This is a genomic window from Serratia sp. PL17, assembly GCF_017832355.1.
Taxonomy (GTDB): Bacteria; Pseudomonadota; Gammaproteobacteria; order Enterobacterales; family Enterobacteriaceae; genus Serratia.
Window position 1 is genome coordinate 397,463 of the sequence record NZ_JAFIBY010000005.1, and the last position, 18,182, is coordinate 415,644.

Sequence of the window (18,182 nt, forward strand, 5' to 3'; positions counted from 1 at the left end):
AGTCAAAAGAGAGGATTGTTATAGCTATAATAATATATCTATTTTTCAATGGTATATTGTTTTCATTTGCCTTATTTTGACATGCATCTTCACTTTCTTTACATTGTTCGAATAAATAAGATTATTGAACATTTTCCATGATCCTGCCTTACCCATATCTCGAAATAAGCCGTGCTGGTTTACTTTTCTACCGGCAATAATGCCAATTCGTTCTTCTATTTTTTATAACAACTTGATTAAGTTAATCCTTAATGCCGACAGGGTGGCGAGAGGATTATCGGGGCAATTTGTGCACCGCGGAGATGGCGGTGGGCTTAGTGTCTCGCCCACGGGGAGCAAAACAAAACCGCGAGCCTATCGAGCGAGCGAAAGGCGACTTCCCATTGCCGACGCAAGCGGCTATATTGCGCGGCGATAGCGCCACCGGCGTTTTATTTTTCTCAGTTGCCAACTTTGCGAGCGCTCACTGAGTTAGTCATGAATTAATGTTTACACTAAAGGAAAGTGCTCAGGAGGCGTGCTATGGATTACGAATTTCTGCGTGACGTGACCGGCCAGGTGATCGTCAGATTTTCGATGGGGCATGAGGTCATTGGCCACTGGATCAACGAAGAACTCAAAGGCGACTTTAACCTGTTGGACCGGATAGAAGCCGGTGCGGCGGAGGTAAAGGGCAGCGAACGCCAATGGCAGTTGGAAGGCCATGAATACACGTTGCTGATGGACGGTGAGGAGGTGATGATCCGTGCCAATCTGCTGGAGTTTGAAGGCGACGAGATGGAAGAGGGGATGAATTATTATGACGAAGAAAGTCTCTCATTCTGCGGCGTCGAGGATTTCTTGCAGGTGCTGAAGGCTTATCGCTCTTTCATGCTGAAGTACTAAACGTCGGGCGCGGCATTGCGCTGCGCCCGAAAGTTATCACAGGTGCGGAATATTGCGGCCGTAATAGATTTCCTGCATCTCTTTCCACAGCAGATCGGTAATCTCTTTACGCTCGGCGGCACTCAGTGCATCCGGTTTGGCGTTAAACAGGTAGTGCTTCAGATCGAAATCCTTCAGCAGCATCTTGGTGTGGAAGATGTTCTCCTGGTAAACATTCACGTCCATCATGTGGTATAGCGCCTTCATGTCATCAGACATGAAGTTCTGGATCGAATTGATCTCATGATCGATGTAATGTTTTACGCCATTCACGTCGCGGGTAAAACCGCGCACGCGGTAATCCATGGTGACAATGTCAGATTCCAACTGGTGGATCAGGTAATTCAGCGCTTTAAGCGGTGAAATCACGCCGCAGGTCGAGACTTCGATATCGGCGCGGAAGGTGCACAGACCGCCTTCCGGATGGCTCTCCGGATAGGTGTGAACACAGATGTGGCTCTTGTCCAGGTGTGCAACCACGGTCTTTGACAATGGGCCTGGGTGTTCCGAGGTATCGACATCATTCGGATCAACCGGTTCTTCGCTAACCAGAATGGTGACGCTGGCGCCCTGAGGCTCATAGTCCTGGCGCGCGATGTTCAGAATATTTGCGCCAATGATCGAGCAGGTTTCGCTCAGGATCTCGGTCAAGCGGTTGGCGTTGTATTGCTCGTCAATGTAGGCGATATAGCCAGCGCGGTCATCCGCGGTTTTGGCATAACAAATATCGTAAATACAAAAACTCAGGCTTTTTGTCAGGTTGTTGAAGCCGTGCAGTTTTAGCTTATGCAATTTGGTTCACCTCCTTTATCTTCTCGCTTAACGTGAAACGTTCATTACCGACCTATTTGAAGCGGCCTCTGTATTGGCTGCGCTCCCTCACCCAGCTCGCTGACTGGCGCCAGCTCATCGGGGTTCGTTCACTTGCCGCGTTACTCGGCAAAGCCTCGCCCCGTTGGGGCCAGCGCAAGCGCTGTTCAACAAAGCCGTGGCTTCGTTGTGATGCAACTTCAATTATTTTGGGCGTAGTGCGTCGAGCAAATACTGCGGCAGTGCAAAGCTGCCCACGTGAATTGCTGGGTTGTAATAACGGCAGTTTAAGCCACTTTGATTAAAGCGATGTTGCAGGGTAGGTAAGTCGAGCTGGCGCAGTGCCGGATCCTGACTCGCCCAAGCGAAGGTCATAATGCCGCCGTAATAGGTCGGAATTGCGGCCTGATAGAAGCTGACGTCGTTGAAGTACTGGCTCAGTTTGGTGTGGCTATTAACCGCTTCGTCTTGCTGCAGGAAGCACACGCCGTTCTGCGCGACAAAAATGCCACCTTCATTCAGGCAGCGTGCACAGCCTTCATAGAACGCAGAGGTGAACAGACTTTCACCGGGACCGATGGGATCGGTACAGTCAGAGATAATCACATCGAATTTTTCATCGGTCTGACTAACAAAATTGACACCGTCATCAATCACAAGTTTGAAGCGTGGGTCGTCGTAGGCACCCGCATTGTGGTTTGGCAGGTATTGGCGACAGAACTCCACCACACCGGCGTCGATCTCAACCATGGTGATGTGTTCTACGCCCTGATGACGGCTCACTTCACGCAACATGGCGCCGTCGCCACCGCCGATGATGAGCACTTTCTTCACCCGGCCGTGTGCCAACAGCGGTATGTGGGTCATCATTTCGTGATAGATGAATTCATCACGCTCGGTGGTTTGCACCACGCCGTCGAGCGCCATCACGCGCCCCAGAACCGGGTTTTCAAAAATAACCAAATCCTGATGCTCGGTCTTCTCACGATACAGCACGTTCTCTACTGAGAAGTACTGGCCGAAGTTGGCATGCAGCGTCTCATACCAAATTTCTTTCTGGGTCATGTGCGGGAACTCCGTAATAACAGCCATGAAAAATGGGCGCAACATCATAGCTAACTCTGCCTGGTGATGCACGGCTGAATTTCAAACAGAGGTAGCGGAAAGGCGGAGGGGATTAGTTGGCGTAGGCCAGCAGGCTTAGCGAGTCACGAGCCAGGGATTTGCATTTGTTGGGGGTCGGGATGGCAATACCGCTAAGATCACGGTAGCTGTCTTCACCCAGCGCCTTCATATTGAAGCTATTATAGTTGGTCAAATCCCAACGGTTTTGTTGGGCAAAATAGACGATGGCGCGCTTGATTTGTGCATTAGGCAAGTCGTTGTAGCCACAGTCATTTTTCAAATAGATAAATACTGCCGTCAGATCGGCCAGATCTTCCGCCTCAGACTCATTCAGCGCCAGACTGGCGTTGGAGAACCCCAGCATGGTGAGCAGCACCACCAGTAATGTTGTTTTTTTCATCGTGAAAATAGACCTGTTTGTTGTCAACAGACGTTATCACACTTGCCTGTAAAGGCACCAAATTTTATTACCGACGGATAACATAATGGACAGCAAAGGCTTGACCTTCCGCTAAGGGGAGGGTTTAGGCTGTATAGCGTTAAGTTTAGACCCATAATCTTTCAAGCTGCAGCCTGATTGAGTTTGCTGCAGCTTAGTGAGCATTGAGTGCCGATCACTGAAAAAGGGAGTCAGCGATGTTACGCCGTGATTTTATCAAACTGACCGCTGCGCTGGGCGCGGCAAGCGCTTTACCGTTGTGGAGCCGGGGTGTGTGGGCGGCCGAGCTGCCTGCGTTGCCTATTCCGCCGCTACTGACGCCGGATGCGCAGGGAAATATCGCGCTGGCGTTACAAACCGGCGAAATGAACTGGCTTCCGGGTAAAGCGACCCACACCTGGGGCGTGAATGGTGCGCTGCTGGGGCCGGCCGTTCGACTGCAACGCGGCAAACCGGTGACGGTAGATATCCGCAACGCGTTGCCGGAGGCCAGTACCCTTCACTGGCACGGTTTGGAAATCCCGGGCGATGTCGATGGCGGCCCACAGGCGTTAATCCAACCGGGTACCACGCGCAGGGTGCAGTTCACGGTTGAACAGCCCGCAGCGACCTGCTGGTTCCATCCGCATACCCATGGCAAGACGGGGCAGCAGGTGATGAAGGGGTTGGCGGGGTTGGTGCTGTTGGAAGATGATGAGAGCAGTAAGTTGCCACTGCCGAAAACCTGGGGGCAGGATGATATTCCTGTGATCTTGCAGGATAAGCGGTTGGGCAAAGACGCACAGATTGAATATCAATTGGACGTGATGAGCGCGGCGGTGGGCTGGTTTGGTGACCGCATGTTCACCAACGGCGCGCAGTATCCACGGCATATTGCCCCACGTGGTTGGTTGCGCCTGCGTTTCCTCAACGGGTGTAATGCCCGTTCGCTGAACATAGCGGCCAGTGATAACCGTCCACTTTATGTGATCGCCAGCGACGGGGGTTTTCTGGCTGAACCCGTCAAGCTGACCGAATTGCCGATGCTGATGGGCGAGCGTTTTGAAGTGCTGGTGGATGCCTCCGACGGCAAGCCGTTTGATATTGTTACGCTGCCGGTTAAACAGATGGGCATGACGTTGGCACCATTCGACCAACCGCTGCCGGTGCTGCATATTCAGCCTTCGATGGCGCAGGGTATCAAGACGATGCCGGATAGCCTGGTGGCGCTGCCGGCATTGCCTGCGGTGGCGGGTGTGCAAGAGCGCTGGCTGCAACTTATGATGAATCCGCAGTTGGATATGCTGGGCATGCAGGCGTTGATGGATCGTTACGGCCATCAAGCCATGGCAGGAATGAGCATGGATCACGGCAGCATGGGCAAAGGTGACGGGGCAATGGCCGGCATGGGACAGGGCAGTATGAAAGGCATGGACCACGGCAATATGAAAGGTATGAATCACGGCGATATGAAGGGCATGGATCACAGCGCCAAACCTTTCGACTTCAGTCACGGCAATATGATCAACGGCAAGGCTTTCGACATGGCTAAACCGATGTTTGACGCCAAGCGCGGCAAATACGAGAAATGGACCATCTCCGGCGAGGGCGACATGATGTTGCACCCGTTCCATATTCACGGCACCCAGTTCCGTATTCTGTCGGAAAACGGCAAGCCGCCAGCGGCCCACCGCAGTGGTTGGAAAGACACGGTGCGTGTTGAAGGCTGGCGCAGTGAAGTGTTGGTGCGCTTTGATCACCTGGCCAACAGCGATCATGCCTATATGGCCCATTGTCACCTGCTGGAACATGAAGATACCGGCATGATGCTGGGCTTTACGGTAACCGACTGATTATCCCGCGGCGTAAAACGGGCGGCGCACTCGCGTCGCCAGCGGCTTCAGGCTATGCTAAACTCTGCGCCCTTCTTCCGGCAACTGACCTGAAACCTATGAAACACACTGTAGAAGTAATGATTTCCGAGCAGGAAGTTAAGACCCGTATCGCTGAACTTGGCCGCCAGATCACCGAACATTACCGCGATAGCGGCAGTGACATGGTATTGGTTGGGCTGCTGCGCGGCTCCTTTATGTTCATGGCCGATCTGTGTCGTACGATTGATGTACCACATGAAGTCGACTTTATGACAGCTTCCAGCTATGGCAGTGGTATGTCCACTACTCGCGACGTAAAAATCCTCAAGGATTTGGACGAAGACATCCGTGGCAAAGACGTGCTGATCGTCGAAGACATCATTGATTCTGGCAACACGTTGAATAAAGTGCGCGAAATCCTGGCACTGCGCGGGCCAAAATCACTGGCGATTTGTACCCTGTTGGACAAGCCTGAACGCCGTGAAGTTGAAGTACCGGTTGAGTACGTCGGCTTCCCGATCCCGGACGAGTTCGTGGTGGGTTACGGCATTGACTACGCCCAGCGTTATCGCCATTTGCCGTACGTCGGTAAAGTGGTGCTGCTGGACGAATAAACTGCGGTTGGCGCGATATACCCTTTATACTTGAAGCTGCACCTGTGTTTGACTGTCATTGTGCAACTTCAATTATTTGGGGTATATGTTCTGTTCTGGGCGGAGTTAAATGCCTTTATCTTGCTGCAGCGTAGCCATCGCCTTGCGATAGCCCATTTCCAGGCTTTCTCGGCTGGTGGCTGCAACTTCCAGATCCCGCAGACGTCCGTCCTGGATCCCATACACCCAACCGTGAATCATCACTTTCTGACCGCGTTTCCACGCCGACTGCATTATGGTGGAATGGCCCAGGTTATAGACCTGCTCAATCACGTTGATTTCGCACAATACGTCAAGGCGCTGTTCCGGTTCCAGCTCACCCAACAGTGAACTGTGTTTGTACCAAAGATCGCGAATGTGCAGCAGCCAGTTGTTGATAAGCCCCAGCTCTGGGTTCTCCACCGCGGCTTCTACGCCACCGCAGCCCAGGTGGCCACAAATGATAATATGTTCAACTTCCAGCACGTCGACGGCATATTGCACGACCGACAAGCAGTTTAAATCGGTGTGAATGACCAGGTTTGCCACATTACGGTGGACAAACAGTTCTCCTGGTTCCAACCCGGTCAGCCTTTCCGCAGGAACGCGGCTGTCTGAACAACCAATCCATAAAAAACGGGGCTTTTGCGCCTGTGCTAAACGTTCAAAAAAATCTGGATCTTCCTTACTGATGTTAGCCGACCAAGTATGGTTATTAGCGATAAGCTTTTCGATTTCTTTCATGGAGGTTATTGGCCTGTAACGAACAGATTGCGTTGGGGTAATATAGGACAAGCGTCACAGTTTGGAAATCGGAACCGTTACGCAAGACGATATTCAGCCACTTTTTATACAGCATGGCGGGATGGAACCTGAATTTTCCGCACGGATTTGCCTCAGTGAAAACGCTGCTGATGATAAGATCACCTTCATTACAATACGCAGCAGCATACTCATCGTCAGAAGGTACTTTTTAACTTATGAATTATGCACTGGAATTAGCGCAGTTAACCAAGACTTACGCCGGTGGCGTCAAGGCATTGCGCGGGATCGATCTGAATGTCGAAGCCGGGGATTTCTATGCTTTGCTGGGGCCTAACGGTGCCGGAAAATCCACGACCATCGGCATTATCAGTTCGCTGGTTAATAAAACGTCCGGCAGCGTGCGGGTGTTTGGCTACGACATCGACAAAGACATCGTCAATGCCAAACGCCAGCTCGGGCTGGTGCCACAGGAATTCAACTTTAACCCGTTCGAAACGGTGATGCAGATAGTCGTCAACCAGGCGGGTTACTACGGCGTAGCTCGCCGTGAAGCACTGGCGCGGGCGGAAAAATACCTGACTCAGCTGGATCTGTGGGGCAAGCGTGAAGAGCGCGCCCGCATGCTGTCTGGTGGTATGAAGCGTCGCCTGATGATTGCCCGAGCGCTGATGCATCAGCCAAAACTGCTGATCCTCGATGAACCGACCGCCGGGGTGGATATCGAACTTCGTCGCTCGATGTGGGGCTTCCTGAAAGAGCTGAACGCGCAAGGCACCACCATTATTCTTACTACTCACTATTTGGAAGAAGCCGAAATGCTGTGCCGCAACATCGGCATTATCCAGAACGGTGAGTTGGTCGAAAATACCTCAATGAAAGGGTTGTTGGCCAAGCTCAAGTCCGAGACCTTCATCCTGGATCTGGCCGCGAAAAGCCCATTGCCGAAGCTGGACGGTTACCGCCACCGTCTGACGGACACCTCAACGTTAGAAGTTGAAGTGATGCGTGAGCAAGGCCTGAATGGTCTGTTTACCCAACTCAGCACGCAGGGTGTTCAGGTGCTGAGCATGCGTAACAAGGCTAACCGGCTGGAAGAGCTGTTCGTCACCCTGGTTAACGGCAATGGAGAAAAAGCATGACGCGTTTGTATTGGGTGGCCTTACAGAGTATCTGGGCCAAAGAGATCAACCGTTTTGCCCGTATCTGGATCCAGACGCTGGTACCACCGGTGATCACCATGACGCTGTATTTCATCATCTTTGGCAACCTGATTGGTTCGCGCATTGGTGAAATGCACGGTTTTGATTACATGCAGTTTATCGTGCCGGGCTTGATCATGATGGCGGTGATCACCAACTCGTATGCCAACGTGGCTTCGTCATTCTTCAGTGCCAAATTCCAGCGCAATATTGAAGAATTGCTGGTGGCACCGGTTCCGACGCACGTCGTCATCGCCGGTTACGTCGGTGGTGGCGTGGCGCGCGGCATTTGCGTCGGCGTATTGGTTACCGTGATTTCGCTGTTCTTTGTGCCATTGCAGATCCACGCCTGGTGGGTGATTGTGGCTACACTGCTGCTGACGGCGATTTTGTTTTCGCTGGCGGGGCTGATCAACGCGGTATTTGCCACGACCTTTGACGATATCAGCCTGATCCCGACCTTCGTGCTGACGCCGCTGACCTATCTGGGCGGGGTGTTTTACTCGCTGACGCTGCTGCCGCCGTTCTGGCAGGCGGTGTCCAAACTGAACCCGATCGTGTATATGATTAGCGGCTTCCGTTACGGCTTCCTGGGCATCAGCGACGTTCCCTTGGCGCTGACGATGGCAGTGCTGGTGGCGTTTATTGCGGTGTTCTACCTGTTGTCATGGTACCTGATTGAACGCGGCCGCGGTCTGCGTACCTGATTAACTGGCGTCCCCGTTCAGTCGTCCGGGGACGCTTTTCTTGACCTGAAACAGACATCATGTAAATCAATAAAATTGCTCCAATAACCCCTTTCTCCCCGCTGTTCAAATCGTGCTATGCTGGCGCTCCACATTTCCTCCATTTTGTTATTACGTACTCGTAAGCAGAACATAACCATGCGGTCTAAACATAAGATAGCGGCTGGGCTTCTCGGCATTCTGATGGTATTTGCATCTCCGGCAAGTCTGGCAAATTTGTTGTCGGAAGACAGTGCTGTTAAATCCGAATATATGGAAGCGCAACGCGACAGCGAGGTCTATTCGCTGATTGGCGAGCATGTTATTCCGGTTGGTGAAGTGAAGCAGGGGCAACTGATTCAGGTGTTCCCGGCAGATGCGGAATATTACGAGTTCAAATTCGGTCACGGTACCGGTTTTATCGATAAAGACGATGTGCGGAATCTCAAAAAATCGCGCAAAGTGAAGGATGATCTTGGTGAGCTGAACAAGCCGCTGACCAACCAGAACCTGATCACCCAAAAGGTGACAAACGTCTATACCGATGCGGATAACGGCAGCGATGTTTTTGGCGTGCTGGAAGAGAACCTGCGTTACCCGATCATCGGTAAGCTGAAGGATCGGCTCAACAACACCTGGTATGAGATCAACATTGGTGACCGTCTGGGTTATGTCAGCGAGCTGGACTGTGAAATTGACACGGGTATTCCGGTACTGACTTATCATCATTTGTTGAAGAACGAAGAGAACAAGCGCTTCCGTCATACGTCGACGACCACGTCTGATGTGGCGTTCAGCAACCAGATGACCTACCTGAAGCAGGCCGGCTACGACACCATTTCCTTGTACCAGTTGGAAGCTTACCTGAACAACCAGATCAATTTGCCGGGTAAGGCGGTGGTGCTGACGTTTGATGACGGGCTAAAGTCGGTCTACCGGTACGCTTATCCCGTGCTGAAAGACTACGGCTTCCGCGCCACCGCGTTTATCATTTCCTCACGCATCAAACGCCATCCGCAGAAGTGGAACCCAGACTCGCTGCAGTTTATGAGTATTTCCGAGCTGAAGCAGATTCAGGACGTATTCGATGTGCAATCGCATACGCATTTCCTGCATCGCACTGACGGTAACCGTCAACCGATCCTGCTGAGCCGTTCCCTGCATAATATCGAATTCGATTTTGAGCACTCACGCCGTGCGCTGTCGCAGTTTAATCCGCACGTGCTGTATCTGTCCTACCCGTTTGGTGGCTATAACCAGCGGGCGATTCAGGCAGCGAAAGACGCCGGTTTCCATATGGCGGTAACCACGGTGCAGGGCAAAGTGAAGCCGGGGGATAATCCTTATACGCTGAAGCGGCTATATATTTTGCGCACCGACTCTATTCAGACGATGGCGGACAGAATAGCCAATAAGCCGGGAACGCTGGTAGTGCAGTAAGTGCATCGTGCTTCGGCTCCTTGCCGTCGCGATGCAATTCGACGTGTTTAGCGTAAAGATGAGACGGGCGCCGAAAGCGCCCGTTTTTGCGTTTAAGCGACCTGAACCGGTACGGCTTTTGCCTTACGCTGCAGGTTGTTGTCACCTTCGAAGTAGGCGACCTTTGGATGATGTTGGCGGGCATCGGCATCGCTCATCTGCACATAAGAACAGATGATCAGCTTGTCGCCCACGCAGGCGCAGCGTGCTGCCGCACCGTTGACCGAAATAATGCGCGAACCGCGTTCTGCGGCGATAGCATAGGTCGAGAAACGCTGACCGTTATCAACGTTATAAATATCGATAGCTTCATATTCCAGAATGCCTGCGGCTTCCAGGAAGTCCTGATCGATGGCGCAGGAGCCTTCATAGTGCAAGTCGGCCTGAGTCACTTTCACCCGATGTAGCTTACCTTGCAGCATAGTACGTATCATAGCTTTACCTAATATAGAGAGGCGATTGGGTTAAACATCCATACCGAAATATATCGTCACCGATAAGCCCGCCATTGTCTACTGTCAGGCCGGCCTCAACGGTGACGGTTGCACGAAAAATAACCTACAGTGTCAGATCAACCTGTTGATTGTCGATCAACCGCGCTTTACCCAGCCAGGCGGCCATTAGCACCACCGCACGTTGGCTCTCAACACCCAGCGGTTGCAGGTTGTCTGCGTCACGGATAAACAGCTCGTCAGGGATGAAACCGGCGTTGCGCAGGTGTGCTGCAGTTTGCTCCAGCAGCTCGTCGACGTGACGTTCACCGTTGCTGAGCTGTTCTGCCAGTGCATTCATGATCTTGCTGAGCTGCGGGGCGATTTTACGCTCTTCGGCGGTCAGATAGCTGTTACGTGAACTGAGTGCCAGGCCATCTTTGGCCCGTACGGTCGGAACGCCGACGATCTCGATATCGTAACCCATGTCCGCCACCATCTTGCGGATCAACGCCAGTTGCTGGTAATCCTTCTCGCCAAAACAGGCCAGATCCGGCTGCACCAGATTGAACAGCTTGCTGACAATGGTAGCCACGCCGCGGAAATGCCCTGGGCGGCTGGCGCCTTCCAGCATGGTGGAGATACCGGGTACATCGACGTAGGTTTGTTGTTCCAGACCTTGAGGATAGACATCCGCTGGCGCGGGGGCGAATACCAGTTCAACACCGCGGCGGGTCAGCTTTTCGCTGTCCTCTTGCAAGGTGCGCGGGTAACTTGCCAAGTCTTCAGGGCGTTCGAACTGCATTGGATTGACGAAAATACTGACCACCACGATATCGGCACGTGCACGCGCTTCATCGATCAATGTCATATGGCCTTCGTGAAGGTTGCCCATGGTAGGCACCAACGCGATACGTTTGCCATCTTGACGCCAGCGGCGGATCTGCTGACGCAACAGCGGCAGGGTCTCGATAATTACCATTCCATAACTCCTTGATAGGCTGTTTTGCTCGGCTGTATGCGCTTGCTGCGCGTAATCAGGCGGCGCCATTTATGCCTATTAAACCATGCCGTTAGTTAAATGAGTGTTCTTCTGCGGGATAAATTCCTTGCTCCACATCCTGCATATATTGTTGCACCGCCGAGCGGATATCACCGCTTTGCGCCAGGAAGTTTTTAGCGAATTTCGGTGTATGGCCGCCGGTAATGCCGAACGCGTCATGCATCACCAGGATCTGGCCATCGGTGGCATTACCGGCGCCAATGCCGATCACCGGAATTGCCAGGGCTTCAGTGATTTTGCGTGCCAGCTCAGTGGGTACGCACTCCAGCACCAGCAATTGAATACCGGCCAGCTCCAGATTTTGTGCGTCTTCCAATAATTGTTTGGCAGCGAGCTCATCACGGCCCTGCACCTTGTAGCCGCCGAACACGTTTACCGACTGTGGTGTGAGGCCGAGATGACCACATACGGGCACGGCACGCTCGGTGAGCATTTTCACTGTTTCACACAGCCAACTGCCGCCTTCCAGCTTCACCATATTGGCGCCGGCTTGCATCAGCTCAGCGGCATTGGTACAGGCCAGTTGTGGCGTGGCGTAACTCATAAAGGGCAGATCGGCCAATAACAGGCAGGCTGGAGCGCCACGACGGACGGCGCGGGTATGGTAGGCAACGTCGGCGACGGTGACTGGCAGCGTGGAGTCGTGGCCCTGCAGCGTCATGCCCAGCGAGTCACCCACCAGCAGTACTTTAACGCCTTGCTCTTCAAACAATTTGGCAAAGCTGGCATCGTAGGCGGTTAAGGAGGCAAACTTGCGTTGTTCCTGTTTCCACTGGCGCAAATGGGTCACGGTGGTGGGTTTCATCACTACGTCTCCTGAATCGAGCCGTGCGGCGTGCGCAGGGCTCTGGCTGCAAAAAAGTGCTGTCATTCTACTGTAAACCCTAACGGGGTGGGTAGCGCAGATCATAATGCTTAAGAGGTTCTTAAGAACCTTGTGGTGTAATGGATAGCAAGGGCTAAAAAAGGACGCGCATGCGAATTTTGCTGATAGAAGATGACAAATTAATTGGCGACGGTATCAAGGCTGGGCTGACCAAACTCGGTTTTAATCTGGACTGGTTTACCGATGGGCTGGTTGGTAAAAATGCGCTGGAAAGTGCGCCTTACGATGCCGTGATCCTCGATCTCAGCCTGCCGGGCCTCGACGGGCTGGACTTGTTGCATCAGTGGCGGCAAGCCGGCCATGACGTGCCTGTCTTGATCCTGACCGCGCGTGATGCGCTGGAACAACGGGTCAGCGGCCTGCAAAGTGGCGCCGATGATTACCTGTGCAAGCCTTTTGCCCTGGCAGAGGTTGCTGCACGTTTGCAGGCATTGATCCGCCGTCGCCATGGCCAGTTGATGCCGCAATTGGCACATGGGAATGTGGTGTTTGATACTGCCACCCGTAGCGTGAGCTGTAACGGCGAGCCTGTCACATTAACACCGCGGGAGCTGGCGGTGCTGGAGTTGTTCCTGCACAACAAAGGGCGGGTGCTGGCTCGTCCCTTGATCCAGGAAAAGTTGTACAACTGGGACGATGAGGTCAGTAGCAACGCGGTGGAGGTGCATATTCATCATCTGCGACGGAAGCTGGGCAACGGCTTTATCCGTACCATTCACGGTGTGGGCTATACGCTGGGGGATGTGCCGTGAAACATCTCAGTCTGCGGCTGCGGTTGATCCTGATTTTCAGTGTGCTTGCGTTAGTGACCTGGTGTTCTGCCAGTTTGGTGGCGTGGATGATGATGCGTAACAACATCAATGAAGTGTTTGATACCCAACAGATGCTGTTCGCCAAACGGCTGGCAACCACCAATCTGGGTAATCTGCTGGCAGAGGAAAGCGTGCGGAGTTTGCCGAAAACCAAGAGGCTGGTGCACCACGGAAAACGTGGCGAGCAGGACGACGACGCGTTGGCATTCGCCATCTTCGATCGCGACGGCAAAATGTTGCTCAATGATGGCGAGAATGGCGCAGATTTCCGCTTTGACGGTGAGCGTGAAGGCTTTACCGACGGTGAACGCAAAGGCGATGACGACAGTTGGCGTCTGCTGTGGCTAACCAGCCCCGACGGGAGATACCGCATTGTGGTGGGGCAGGAGTGGGACTATCGCCGGGATATGGCGCTAGGCATGGTGACCGGGCAACTGGTGCCGTGGTTGGTGACGTTGCCGATCCTGATGGTGCTGATTGCGCTGATGGTCGGGCGTGAGCTGCGGCCGTTGCGCACTGTCGCCGCGGGGCTGCGCAAACGCGCCCCGGATGATGCTACACCACTGGATGCGGGTCAGGTACCGACGGAGGTGCGTCCGTTGGTGGATGCGCTTAACGCGCTCTTTGCCCGCATCAATGCGTTGCTGGTGCGGGAACGGCGATTCACGTCAGACGCTGCACATGAGTTACGCAGCCCACTTGCGGCACTGCGTGTGCAGACAGAAGTCGTGCAACTGGCGGGTGACGACGAGCTGATGCGTGCGCATGCGTTGGACAACCTGACGATAAGCATCGATCGCGCCACGCGGTTGGTCGATCAACTGCTGATACTGTCGCGGCTGGACTCCCTGTCCGGTCTGGCCGAACTGGAAACGGTCGACTGGGGTCAATGGGTTCCGATGCTCCTGGCGGAGCATGAGCACCATGCACATGCCGCCAATGTCACGCTGCGCTATGAACATCAAGGTACGCCGCCACCGTTACAGGGGCAACCTCTGTTGCTGTCATTGCTGGTGCGCAATCTGGTGGATAATGCCGTGCGTTATACCCCGAAAGGGGGCAGGGTCACGGTGAGGCTGACAGAACGCTTGCTGGAGGTCGAGGACGATGGCCCTGGTGTTACGCCGGAGCATCTGGCACGGCTTGGCGAGCGCTTTTATCGTCCGCCGGGGCAGGAACAAACGGGGAGTGGTTTGGGGCTATCGATTGTGGAGCGTATCGCGGGTTTACATGGATTGCGTGTTAGCTTTGCCAACCGACCTGAAGGGGGATTTGTTGCTCAGGTGATGCTGTAGGGCGCTGGAGATGAACTGCGCCCGACTCAGGATTTCTGCTTGGGGTGATGCCAGAGTTCCATGCCATTTTTCGGCACGCGTTTCAGGCAACTGGCCAGGGATTCGCCATCCGGGAAGATCAACTCGGGGGCGATTTCCGCCAGCGGATAGAGCATGAACTCACGCTCTTTCAGTCCGTAATGTGGCACGGTCAGGCGATCGGTATGAATGACGTGATCGCCATAGAGCATCATGTCCAGATCCAGGGTACGAGGCCCCCAGCGTTCATCTTTGCGTACGCGGCCCTGATTACGCTCTATCGCCTGAGTGTGATCCAGCAACTGTTCGGCAGGCAATAACGTATCCAATGCAACCACGGCATTGAGAAAGTCCGGCTGGTTCTGTGGCCCCAGCGGTTTCGTGCGGTAAAACGAAGAACAAACGATCAACCGGGTGCGCGGGAGATGCTCCAGCGCTTCCAGTGCGGCTTTCACCTGTTGTAGCGGGTGCGCCAGGTTACTGCCCAGCGCGATATAAACGCGGATCATTATTCCCCTTCTTTACGCGGCGTCCGGCGGCGTGGGCGGCGTTGACGCGTGCGGCGCGGTGCCGGATCGTCACCCAAGGTGTTCAACATGCTTTTTTGGCGCGCTGGCGTGGCGTCCTGGAACTCGCCCCACCATTCGGTCAGACGCAGCATTTCCGGGTTTTCTTCCACTTCCGCACGCAGCGCCAGCAGATCGTAAGCGGCGCGGAACTTCGGGTGTTCCATCAGTTTATGCGCGCGCTTGCCCTGTCGGCGTGACAGCCGAAGTTGCAACTGCCAGATATCACGAACCAGCGTGGTGATACGTTTCGGGATCGCCAGCGAGCGGCACTGCTCGTCCAACACGTCATTCATTGCCAGAGCGAAGGCATCGTAATAGGCCAACCCGCTTTCCTGCGCCAGTTTCTGCGCATGTTCCAGCAGCGGATACCAAAGCATAGCAGCAAACAGGAATGCCGGATTGACGCGCATGTCATTCTGCAGACGATAGTCGGTATTCTTCAACACCTGCACCAGGATACGTTCCATTGGCGTGTCATGGTTAGGGGTGAAGTGACGTGCAATCTGTGGGAATAACGGCTGGAACAACTGGTATTCACACAGCTTCAGATAGGTCGGATAGCCGTAGCCAGCCTGTAACAGTTTGAGTGACTCCTCAAACAGACGCGCGGGTGGGATCTCATGTAGCAGGGACGCCAGACGGGGGATCGGCTCGGCGGTTTCATCACTGATGGTCATGTCCAGCTTGGCGGCAAAGCGCACAGCACGCAGCATGCGCACCGGGTCTTCACGGTAGCGAGTTTCTGGATCGCCGATCAGGCGAATCACGCCTTGCTTCAGATCGCGCAGGCCGTTGACGTAATCACGCAAGGTGAAGTCTGCGACACCGTAATACAAGCTGTTGATGGTAAAGTCACGGCGCTGAGCATCTTCTTCGATTGAGCCAAAGATGTTGTCACGCAGCAGCATGCCGTTTTGGGCCTGCTGGGAAGAATTCTTGTCCGATTCTGGCGTTTGCTGTTCGTGGTGGCCACGGAAGGTCGCAACCTCGATGATTTCCGGCCCGAACATCACGTGAGCCAGGCGGAAACGGCGGCCAACCAGACGGCAGTTGCGGAACAGCTTGCGCACCTGCTCTGGGGTTGCGTTGGTAGTGATGTCGAAGTCTTTTGGCTTTTTGCCCAATAACAGATCACGTACGCCGCCACCGACCAGATAGGCTTCAAAGCCGGATTTATTCAGGCGATACAGCACCTTCAGCGCATTCTCACTGATGTCTTTACGTGAGATGGCGTGCTGGTCGCGCGGGATCACGGTCATTGAGCCGTTTCCCTCTGCCGCAGGAAAAGGTGGGCGTTTACGCGGTGCCGGCCGGCGGGCAGGGCTTTCTCTGCCGCGATCGGCGGAACGTTGCTGCGGCGCAGCTGGCTGTTCAGCCGCCACGCTTTCTTCGCGGACTACGTTTTTATCGCTGACCGGCGCTTCATCGCGCGGCTGCTTGTCATCGCGGATTAGCACCTTACGGCAGAAATTGGCTACTCGGGTAAAAATGGTACACCTCGATAGTGTCTGATAAAAATGGCGCTAACAAAAAATAGCGGCTAATCATAGCTCACCATGGCTCTTTTGAGAATGCCGATGTGTTTCCGCCCAGGGGATTGCCTCCTGACGCGGCACATTATCCAGCTTCCAGTGTGCGATTGCCCAGCTCAATAATAACGGCAGGTCAAGATCTTGCCAGCTTTCCGGCAGGGGTTGGCGCAGAAACTTCAATGCGGCAACCAGCACGGGGCGAGGATCACCGTCGGGCAATGCTGGCGCATGGTTTTGTTTCGAGAGTTTGATGCCGTTAGCACCCAGCGCCAGCGGCAAATGCGCATACGTGGGTACCGGTGCCTGCAACTGATGATATAGCGCAATTTGGCGCACTGTCGGTTCGATCAAATCGGCACCGCGTACGATTTCGGTAACACCCTGGAAATGATCGTCAACCACTACCGCCAGGTTATAGGCGAACAGGCCATCACGTCGACGGATGATAAAGTCTTCCTGTGCCAACGCGGGATCGGCGTGCAACTCGCCCTGCAGCCGGTCGTGAAAAGCGAAAACCGGTGCGGACTGCCGTAAACGAATGGCGGCACCCTGAGGACCCAGATGCAAATGACGGCAGTGACCGTCATAGAGGCCACCTATCTGCTGGATACGGCTACGGGTACAGTTGCAGAAATAGCTAAGACCTTGCTGATGGAGTTGATCCAGCGTGGCTCGGTAGGCTTCATGGCGTTGGGATTGATAGATGACCTGGCCGTCCCAGTGGAGACCATAGTGTTCCAGAGCGGATAAGATACGATCGGCCGCACCGGCAACTTCGCGCGGGGGATCAATATCTTCAATGCGAACCAACCACTGCCCGCGTTGAGCACGAGCCTGAAGGTAGCTTCCCAGCGCTGCAATCAACGAACCGAAATGCAGATCCCCGGAAGGCGATGGGGCAAAGCGCCCCACATAATGTCTTTCTTGCATATCAGAGGGGAAACTTTCCCTTTGCTCTGTGCGGCGCACGTAGGACGCACGCCGCAGCGGTAACAACTGTATACCCGTCATCTTTGAAGCTGCTTCTGCGTTGGCGGCACTCACTTACCCTAATCACTGACTTGAGTAAGCTCATTGGGATCAGCTCCCTTGCCGCCTTGATGCAACTCCACCTATTTTGGGTATATTAGCCGGCCATCTGCTTTTCGCGGATTTCGGCCAGAGTCTTGCAGTCGATGCACAAATCGGCAGTCGGGCGCGCTTCAAGGCGACGAATGCCAATCTCCACGCCGCAGGATTCGCAGTAGCCGAAATCTTCGTCTTCTACTTTCTTCAGCGTTTTCTCGATCTTTTTAATCAGTTTGCGTTCGCGATCGCGGTTACGCAGTTCAAGACTGAACTCTTCTTCCTGAGTGGCACGGTCGGCCGGATCAGGGAAGTTAGCAGCCTCTTCCTGCATATGCGACACAGTACGATCCACTTCATCCCTGAGCTGGTTGCGCCATGCTTCAAGAATGCGCTTGAAATGCGACAACTGGGCGTCGTTCATGTACTCTTCGCCCGGCTTCTCTTGGTACGGCTCCACCCCAGCGATGGCGAGAATGCTCAAGGACGAGGTTTTACGGGTTTGCCCTTCTTGCATGTTGCTTCTCCTACATACACACGCACTATCGAATCCCCAATGC

Annotated in this window: 18 protein-coding genes and 1 pseudogene; 8 read left to right on the forward strand and 11 right to left on the reverse strand. The window is 54.0% G+C overall.

Annotated features, from left to right (window positions below; genetic code table 11):
- Window positions 1–522: 522 nt before the first annotated feature.
- Entirely contained in the window at window positions 523–885 is a 363-nt protein-coding gene (gene yacL, locus JOE25_RS18135) for a protein YacL (protein ID WP_037416800.1), read from the forward strand.
- Window positions 886–921: 36 nt separating this feature from the next.
- Here yacL and speD read toward each other — a convergent pair whose 3' ends face one another.
- The 3 genes from speD to JOE25_RS18150 form a co-directional block, all read right to left on the reverse strand.
- A complete protein-coding gene (speD, locus tag JOE25_RS18140; RefSeq protein ID WP_012146704.1) occupies window positions 922–1,716 on the reverse strand; it encodes an adenosylmethionine decarboxylase in 795 nt (264 codons plus the stop codon).
- Between the two features lie 222 nt (window positions 1,717–1,938).
- Window positions 1,939–2,799: a polyamine aminopropyltransferase gene (speE, locus tag JOE25_RS18145; RefSeq protein WP_209637529.1), complete on the reverse strand. Its 861-nt coding sequence runs from the start codon at window positions 2,797–2,799 to the stop codon at window positions 1,939–1,941.
- A 112-nt stretch (window positions 2,800–2,911) separates the two neighbouring features.
- Window positions 2,912–3,259, reverse strand: a complete 348-nt coding sequence (locus JOE25_RS18150; protein WP_209637531.1) for a YacC family pilotin-like protein — start codon at window positions 3,257–3,259, stop codon at window positions 2,912–2,914.
- 236 nt (window positions 3,260–3,495) lie between these two features.
- On the opposite strand from JOE25_RS18150, the gene cueO reads away from it, so the two are divergent.
- Window positions 3,496–5,130, forward strand: coding sequence for a multicopper oxidase CueO (cueO, locus tag JOE25_RS18155; protein WP_209637533.1), 1,635 nt, complete (start codon window positions 3,496–3,498; stop codon window positions 5,128–5,130).
- Between the two features lie 98 nt (window positions 5,131–5,228).
- Complete coding sequence (hpt, locus tag JOE25_RS18160; protein ID WP_209637535.1) at window positions 5,229–5,765, forward strand: hypoxanthine phosphoribosyltransferase; 537 nt, start codon at window positions 5,229–5,231, stop codon at window positions 5,763–5,765.
- A 105-nt stretch (window positions 5,766–5,870) separates the two neighbouring features.
- Here hpt and can read toward each other — a convergent pair whose 3' ends face one another.
- Window positions 5,871–6,527, reverse strand: a complete 657-nt coding sequence (gene can / locus JOE25_RS18165) for a carbonate dehydratase (protein ID WP_061807929.1) — start codon at window positions 6,525–6,527, stop codon at window positions 5,871–5,873.
- A 236-nt stretch (window positions 6,528–6,763) separates the two neighbouring features.
- Here can and JOE25_RS18170 point away from each other — a divergent pair, with 236 nt between their 5' ends.
- The 3 genes from JOE25_RS18170 to JOE25_RS18180 all read left to right on the forward strand — a co-directional run bounded on the left by JOE25_RS18170 (window position 6,764) and on the right by JOE25_RS18180 (window position 9,912).
- Entirely contained in the window at window positions 6,764–7,687 is a 924-nt protein-coding gene (locus tag JOE25_RS18170; RefSeq protein WP_209637537.1) for an ABC transporter ATP-binding protein, read from the forward strand.
- The gene (locus JOE25_RS18175) at window positions 7,684–8,454 is read left to right on the forward strand and encodes an ABC transporter permease (RefSeq protein ID WP_209637540.1); all 771 of its coding nucleotides are present in this window, start codon (window positions 7,684–7,686) and stop codon (window positions 8,452–8,454) included. The genes JOE25_RS18170 and JOE25_RS18175 overlap by 4 nt, the downstream gene beginning before the upstream one ends.
- 177 nt (window positions 8,455–8,631) lie before the next feature.
- Window positions 8,632–9,912 carry a polysaccharide deacetylase family protein gene (locus tag JOE25_RS18180; protein ID WP_209637542.1) on the forward strand — a complete coding sequence of 427 codons (1,281 nt, stop codon included), beginning with the start codon at window positions 8,632–8,634 and terminating at the stop codon, window positions 9,910–9,912.
- 92 nt (window positions 9,913–10,004) lie between these two features.
- On the opposite strand, the gene panD is transcribed toward JOE25_RS18180, so the two are convergent.
- From panD to panB, 3 genes are all read right to left on the reverse strand, one after another.
- Complete coding sequence (panD, locus tag JOE25_RS18185) at window positions 10,005–10,385, reverse strand: aspartate 1-decarboxylase (protein ID WP_037416822.1); 381 nt, start codon at window positions 10,383–10,385, stop codon at window positions 10,005–10,007.
- Window positions 10,386–10,509: 124 nt separating this feature from the next.
- Entirely contained in the window at window positions 10,510–11,364 is an 855-nt protein-coding gene (panC, locus tag JOE25_RS18190) for a pantoate--beta-alanine ligase (RefSeq protein WP_209637544.1), read from the reverse strand.
- 91 nt (window positions 11,365–11,455) lie between these two features.
- Window positions 11,456–12,250 carry a 3-methyl-2-oxobutanoate hydroxymethyltransferase gene (gene panB / locus JOE25_RS18195; RefSeq protein ID WP_209637546.1) on the reverse strand — a complete coding sequence of 265 codons (795 nt, stop codon included), beginning with the start codon at window positions 12,248–12,250 and terminating at the stop codon, window positions 11,456–11,458.
- 170 nt (window positions 12,251–12,420) lie between these two features.
- Between panB and qseB the strand changes: the two genes are divergently transcribed.
- Window positions 12,421–13,083: a quorum sensing response regulator transcription factor QseB gene (gene qseB, locus JOE25_RS18200; protein ID WP_209637548.1), complete on the forward strand. Its 663-nt coding sequence runs from the start codon at window positions 12,421–12,423 to the stop codon at window positions 13,081–13,083.
- Window positions 13,080–14,438 carry a quorum sensing histidine kinase QseC gene (qseC, locus tag JOE25_RS18205; protein ID WP_209637550.1) on the forward strand — a complete coding sequence of 453 codons (1,359 nt, stop codon included), beginning with the start codon at window positions 13,080–13,082 and terminating at the stop codon, window positions 14,436–14,438. Before qseB ends, qseC begins: the two co-directional genes overlap by 4 nt.
- 26 nt (window positions 14,439–14,464) lie before the next feature.
- On the opposite strand, the gene folK is transcribed toward qseC, so the two are convergent.
- The 4 genes and pseudogenes from folK to dksA form a co-directional block, all read right to left on the reverse strand.
- Complete coding sequence (gene folK / locus JOE25_RS18210) at window positions 14,465–14,965, reverse strand: 2-amino-4-hydroxy-6-hydroxymethyldihydropteridine diphosphokinase (protein ID WP_209637552.1); 501 nt, start codon at window positions 14,963–14,965, stop codon at window positions 14,465–14,467.
- The gene (gene pcnB / locus JOE25_RS18215; protein ID WP_209637647.1) at window positions 14,965–16,476 is read right to left on the reverse strand and encodes a polynucleotide adenylyltransferase PcnB; all 1,512 of its coding nucleotides are present in this window, start codon (window positions 16,474–16,476) and stop codon (window positions 14,965–14,967) included. The genes folK and pcnB overlap by 1 nt, the downstream gene beginning before the upstream one ends.
- Before the next feature lie 100 nt (window positions 16,477–16,576).
- Window positions 16,577–17,487: pseudogene (gluQRS, locus tag JOE25_RS18220) on the reverse strand (tRNA glutamyl-Q(34) synthetase GluQRS).
- 196 nt (window positions 17,488–17,683) lie between these two features.
- Complete coding sequence (dksA, locus tag JOE25_RS18225) at window positions 17,684–18,139, reverse strand: RNA polymerase-binding protein DksA (RefSeq protein ID WP_012146687.1); 456 nt, start codon at window positions 18,137–18,139, stop codon at window positions 17,684–17,686.
- Between the last annotated feature and the right edge of the window lie 43 nt (window positions 18,140–18,182).

Excerpts from the sequence above, each read along its gene's own strand:
- cueO (WP_209637533.1), top strand. The coding sequence starts at position 3,496 with ATGTTACGCCGTGATTTTATCAAACTGACCGCTGCGCTGGGCGCGGCA.
- JOE25_RS18175 (WP_209637540.1), top strand. The coding sequence starts at position 7,684 with ATGACGCGTTTGTATTGGGTGGCCTTACAGAGTATCTGGGCCAAAGAG.
- panD (WP_037416822.1), bottom strand. The coding sequence starts at position 10,385 with ATGATACGTACTATGCTGCAAGGTAAGCTACATCGGGTGAAAGTGACT.
- panC (WP_209637544.1), bottom strand. The coding sequence starts at position 11,364 with ATGGTAATTATCGAGACCCTGCCGCTGTTGCGTCAGCAGATCCGCCGC.
- folK (WP_209637552.1), bottom strand. The coding sequence starts at position 14,965 with ATGATCCGCGTTTATATCGCGCTGGGCAGTAACCTGGCGCACCCGCTA.
- speE (WP_209637529.1), bottom strand. The coding sequence starts at position 2,799 with ATGACCCAGAAAGAAATTTGGTATGAGACGCTGCATGCCAACTTCGGC.
- qseB (WP_209637548.1), top strand. The coding sequence starts at position 12,421 with ATGCGAATTTTGCTGATAGAAGATGACAAATTAATTGGCGACGGTATC.
- JOE25_RS18180 (WP_209637542.1), top strand. The coding sequence starts at position 8,632 with ATGCGGTCTAAACATAAGATAGCGGCTGGGCTTCTCGGCATTCTGATG.
- JOE25_RS18170 (WP_209637537.1), top strand. The coding sequence starts at position 6,764 with ATGAATTATGCACTGGAATTAGCGCAGTTAACCAAGACTTACGCCGGT.
- JOE25_RS18150 (WP_209637531.1), bottom strand. The coding sequence starts at position 3,259 with ATGAAAAAAACAACATTACTGGTGGTGCTGCTCACCATGCTGGGGTTC.
- panB (WP_209637546.1), bottom strand. The coding sequence starts at position 12,250 with ATGAAACCCACCACCGTGACCCATTTGCGCCAGTGGAAACAGGAACAA.
- can (WP_061807929.1), bottom strand. The coding sequence starts at position 6,527 with ATGAAAGAAATCGAAAAGCTTATCGCTAATAACCATACTTGGTCGGCT.
- dksA (WP_012146687.1), bottom strand. The coding sequence starts at position 18,139 with ATGCAAGAAGGGCAAACCCGTAAAACCTCGTCCTTGAGCATTCTCGCC.
- yacL (WP_037416800.1), top strand. The coding sequence starts at position 523 with ATGGATTACGAATTTCTGCGTGACGTGACCGGCCAGGTGATCGTCAGA.
- hpt (WP_209637535.1), top strand. The coding sequence starts at position 5,229 with ATGAAACACACTGTAGAAGTAATGATTTCCGAGCAGGAAGTTAAGACC.